Here is a 4620-nt window from a genome sequence, read left to right on the forward strand (position 1 = left end):
GGCGAGGAGGGGCTGGAAGACGGTGTCTGCGGCGGTGTTCACTTCGGGTGTCCTCCCGTTGCGTGGTGGGTCAGGTGACTCGCGGGCCGGGTGAGCCGTTGGCCGGGTGGCGCGTGGGCCGGGTGGCCTGTGGGCCGGGCGATCCGCGGATCAGTTGACGCAGGGGACGTCCGTGCCTCCGGCGTCAAAGGTGGGTCGCTCCGCGATCGACGGCGGCAGCGGGGCGTACGTGGTGGTCTCCGGGGAGGCGGACTCGACGGCCGAGGCCTCACCGGCGGGGCCGCTGTAGTCCTCGGCGAGGACCACCCGCACCGACCCCTGCGGGATGGCGGGGTCGACCTGGACCGGCAGACCACCGAGGGCGTCGGCGACCGCGAAGGCGGCGGCATCGCCCGCTGACGGCGCGGCCACGTGCGAGGTGTAGGCGGCGGCCGGGTCGGTGAGCAGGTCACCCTGGACGAATCCGAGCTCGGACAGCGATCCCGACACGCGACCGGCCAGGCCGTCGATGGCGGTGGTGTTGACCACCGTGACGGTCACCGACTCCGGCTCGACGCCCGGGGGGGTAGTGGGCGACTCCGCCTCGCCGGCCGGTGCCTCCGCCGTGCCGTCGTCGTCCTTGCCGCTGGCGAAGCCGGCCACGAACTCGGAGACCTGCTCGGGGTCGGCGGTGACGATGGACTCGCCCCACTCGGTGTACGAGTCGATGCTGGTGACCGGGATCGTCTCGAACCGGACGTTGCCGCCGCTGATGTCCTTGAGCTTGAGGGCGAAGTCCACGAAGTCCCAGTTCTCGTCGATCGTGAACGAGCGGCGGGCCGCGTCGACGAGATTGGTGAGCTTGGTGGGGTCGGTGAGCGTGCCTGCCGACAGGATCTGCTTGACCAGCTGCGACATGAACGCCTGCTGCCGCACGATCCGGTCGAGGTCTCCGGCCGGCAGGTTGTGGCGCTGGCGGACGAAGCTGAGCGCGTCGGAGCCGGAGATCGTCTGGACGCCGGCGTGGAAGTTCGCGCCCGACAGCGGTTCGTTGACGTCCTCGTTGAGACACACCGGGACGCCGCCGACGGCGTCGGTCATGAGGACGAAGCCCAGCAGGCCGATCTCGGCGTAGTGGTCGGCCCGCACACCGGTGAGGTCCTCGACCGCGCCGATGAGGCCGTTGCGCCCCTGCTGGATCGCTTCGCGGTGGTCCTCCTCCGTGAGCGATCCGTCGGAGCTGGACTCCATGGCCTTCGCCAGGGAGGCGTCCTTGTAGGCCGAGTAGACGCCGTTGATCTTGCTCGGGCCGACCGAGCTGGTCTCCACGTACACGTCGCGCGGGATGGAGACCGCAGTGGCGGAGCTGCCGTCCTCGGGGATGCGCACGAGCAGGATCGTGTCGGTGTTCTCGCCCTCTTCCTCGCCGGTGCGGATCATCGCGAGTTCTTCCGGGCTCAGGGGGTTGCCCTGGGCGTCGGTGCGGTTGTCGGTGCCGACCAGGAGGATGTCGACGGCGCCGTCGAGCCCGCCGTCCCCGACATCCAGGCCGCCAGCCGAGGACAGGTCCGAGTTGAGTCCGTTGAACAGCGACCATCCGATGCCGGTCACCACCAGGCACAGAACCGCGACGACAGACGCGATGATCCGACCGATACGTGAGGGCAGGCCGCTGGCGGGGGCAGTGCGCTTACGGCCCCGCGCCCGGTCGGGGGCGCGGTGGGGCGCTGATGACTGCTCGGCGCTCATCCACCGTCCTTGTCGTCGATGTCGTCGAATTTTCAACGAGCCCGTCGGGCCGCTGAATATCCTCTCACGGTACCGCGCCGGGGACCCTGCGTCGGAATCGGCAGCCCGCGCCCGGCGACCCCGCGTCGACCGGTCGCCGGAATCGGCGGTTCCCGCCGTGGACGCCTGCGCCGGTTTCGCCCGTCCGCGCCGTAGGGTGTTTCGCGTGACTTCACGACTGCCCGTGGTGACGGTGACCTATTCTCCCGGCGCCCACCTCCGAACCTTCGTCGAGACGTTGCCCGCGGCCACCTCCCGCCAGGTGGGGTTGGTCATGGCGGACAACGGCTCGACGGACGGCGTACCCGAGGCCGTCGCCGCCGAGTACGACTTCGCCGAGTTCTTCCCGACCGGCGGCAACCTCGGCTACGGGACCGCCATCAACCGGGCGGTCACGGAGATCGCGCGCCGGCCGGACGAGTTCGACCAGGAGTTCGTGCTCGTCGTCAATCCCGACGTGTGGTTCGAGCCCGGTTCCGTGGACGCGTTGCTGGAGGCGGCCGAGCGCTGGCCCCGGGGCGCGGCATACGGTCCGCAGATCGCCGAGACCGACGGTTCGGTGTATCCGTCGGCCCGGTCGGTGCCGCGGCTGGGCGCCGGGATCGGACACGCCGTCCTCGGCCCGGTATGGCAGGGAAACCCGTGGACCGCCCAGTACCTCGACGACCGGGACATGAGCACCGAGCGGGCCGCCGGGTGGCTGTCCGGATCGTGCCTGCTGCTGCGGCGGTCGGCCTTCGACGCCCTCGGCGGTTTCGACGAGCGCTACTTCATGTACCTGGAGGACGTCGACCTGGGCGACCGGCTCGGCAAGGCGGGCTGGCAGAACGTGTACGTGCCGTCCTCGGTCATCCATCACGACCAGGGACACGCGGCCAAGACCGTGCCGGAGTTCACCCTCCGCGCGCATCATCGGAGCGCGTACCTGTTCCAGGCGGACAGACATCCCCATTCGTGGCAGGCGCCGATACGCTGGGCTCTCAAGGCGGGCCTGGAGATCAGGTGCCGCCTTGCCATCCGTTCGGCCGAGCGCGCCCTGCGCCAGCAGAACAGCTAGCCGACGAACACCCGGCCGAGCCGCCAGCCGAACCCCGGCAGCGCACCTCGGCCATCCGAGACCATGACCATCCGACAACACGACAGCGGGAGCAGACACGTGACCTCGACGAACTCCGGTAACGCCGCGGGCGGCAACCTCAACGAGGACGACCTCATCGCGGACACCGAAGCGGTGGTGCTGGTCGGTGGCAAGGGCACGCGCCTTCGCCCGCTGACGATCTCGGCCCCCAAGCCGATGCTGCCCACGGCCGGCCTGCCGTTCCTCACCCACCTGCTCTCGCGAATCCGGGCCGCCGGCATCCGCCGCGTCGTGCTGGGGACCTCGTTCAAGGCCGAGGTGTTCGAGGAGCACTTCGGCGACGGCTCCGACCTGGACCTCGATATCTCCTACGTCGTGGAGACCGAACCGCTCGGCACCGGCGGCGGCATCCGCAACGTCCTTGACAAGCTCACCGCCTCGACCGTTCTGGTCTTCAACGGCGACGTCCTGGGTGGCACGGATCTGCGTCAGGTCCTCGACTTGCACCACGCCAAGAACGCCGACCTGACGATGCACCTGGTCCGGGTGTCCGACCCGCGCGCGTTCGGCTGCGTCACCACCGACGACGACGGCCGTGTCCTGGAGTTCCTCGAGAAGACCCAGGATCCGCCGACCGACCAGATCAACGCCGGCTGCTACGTCTTCCGCCGCGAGGTCATCGAGAAGATCCCGGCGGGGGTCCCGGTCTCGGTGGAGCGTGAGACCTTCCCGCAGCTCCTCCTCGAGGGCAAGCGCGTGTACGGCTTCGTCGACTCCGCCTACTGGCGCGACATGGGCACCCCCGAGGATTTCGTGCGCGGCTCGTCGGACCTGGTCCGCGGCATCGCGCCCTCGCCGGCTCTCGCCGGTCACGAGGGTGAGGCACTCGTCCATGAGGGTGCCGGCGTCGGGGCAGGTGCCGTGCTGGTCGGCGGCACGGTGGTGGGCCGCGGCGCCGAGATCGGTGCGGGCGCCCGACTGGACGGGGCAGTGGTGTTCGACGGCGCCAAGATCGAGGCCGGCGCAACGGTCGAGCGGTCGATCATCGGCTTCGGCGCGCGCATCGGCCACCGGGCTCTCGTCCGCGACGGCGTGATCGGCGACGGCGCCTCGGTGGGCGCCCGCTGTGAACTGCTGCGCGGTGCCCGCGTCTGGCCGGGAGTGGAGATCCCCGACGGCGGCATCCGCTACTCGACCGACATGTAGCTGGCCCCGGCTTGGCCCCGGCCACAGTTCTGCTCACACAGCCGCGCCGCTCAGGTGCAGCCGCTCCCGATATATCCTCCGCGGCTGCATCTGAGCGGCGCGGCTGCGTGCTTTCCGAGCGCCCGGCAGCGCTGCGCTCGATCAGAGTGAGGGCTGGGTCGATAACTGTTCGGCACCTGGCCAATCTGCCCTCCGAGTTGCGATCTGCCCTTACGATGACGACGTGCTCGCGGGGCCCGAGGAGCATCGGAGAATCAGACGAGCAGATCGTGTGGGCTGGCGAATCCGAGGGGCAGATCGAGCAGATAGCCGGGGCAGCCGGGCGAATCTGACGGGCCGATCGTCGATCGACGCGAGCTGCACCCACTCGGCCCGCTCCACGCGTTCGAGCCGCCTGCTGGTCCGGGCCTCGGCCGCTGGTGGCTCGGTGGCGCATTGAGAAGTGGGTTCGGCGCACACCATTCTCGGGCGATGTGTGCCGAACGCTCTGCGCGATGAGGCCGGAATGAGGTGGCGATGTGGTGGCGATGAGGTGGCGATGACGTGGGGGCAGTCGATCGTCAGAAGGC

General features: G+C 70.0%; 3 protein-coding genes. 2 read left to right on the top strand and 1 reads right to left on the bottom strand.

What is annotated here, in order from left to right:
* Positions 1 to 150: 150 nt before the first annotated feature.
* Entirely contained in the window at positions 151 to 1728 is a 1578-nt protein-coding gene (locus G6016_RS11470) for an LCP family protein (protein WP_241730253.1), read from the bottom strand.
* A gap of 205 nt (positions 1729 to 1933) precedes the next feature.
* On the opposite strand from G6016_RS11470, the gene G6016_RS11475 reads away from it, so the two are divergent.
* Both G6016_RS11475 and manB read left to right on the top strand, forming a co-directional pair.
* Positions 1934 to 2824, top strand: coding sequence for a glycosyltransferase (locus tag G6016_RS11475; RefSeq protein WP_182632781.1), 891 nt, complete (start codon positions 1934 to 1936; stop codon positions 2822 to 2824).
* Between the two features lie 99 nt (positions 2825 to 2923).
* Positions 2924 to 4051: a mannose-1-phosphate guanylyltransferase ManB gene (gene manB, locus G6016_RS11480; protein ID WP_338403589.1), complete on the top strand. Its 1128-nt coding sequence runs from the start codon at positions 2924 to 2926 to the stop codon at positions 4049 to 4051.
* Positions 4052 to 4620 lie beyond the last annotated feature (569 nt).

The sequence above is a fragment of the Dietzia aerolata genome (assembly GCF_014144865.1).
In the GTDB taxonomy this organism is placed as follows: domain Bacteria; phylum Actinomycetota; class Actinomycetes; order Mycobacteriales; family Mycobacteriaceae; genus Dietzia; species Dietzia aerolata.

Coding starts and splice junctions, on each gene's coding strand:
- G6016_RS11470 (WP_241730253.1), bottom strand. CDS start 1,728: ATGAGCGCCGAGCAGTCATCAGCGCCCCACCGCGCCCCCGACCGGGCG.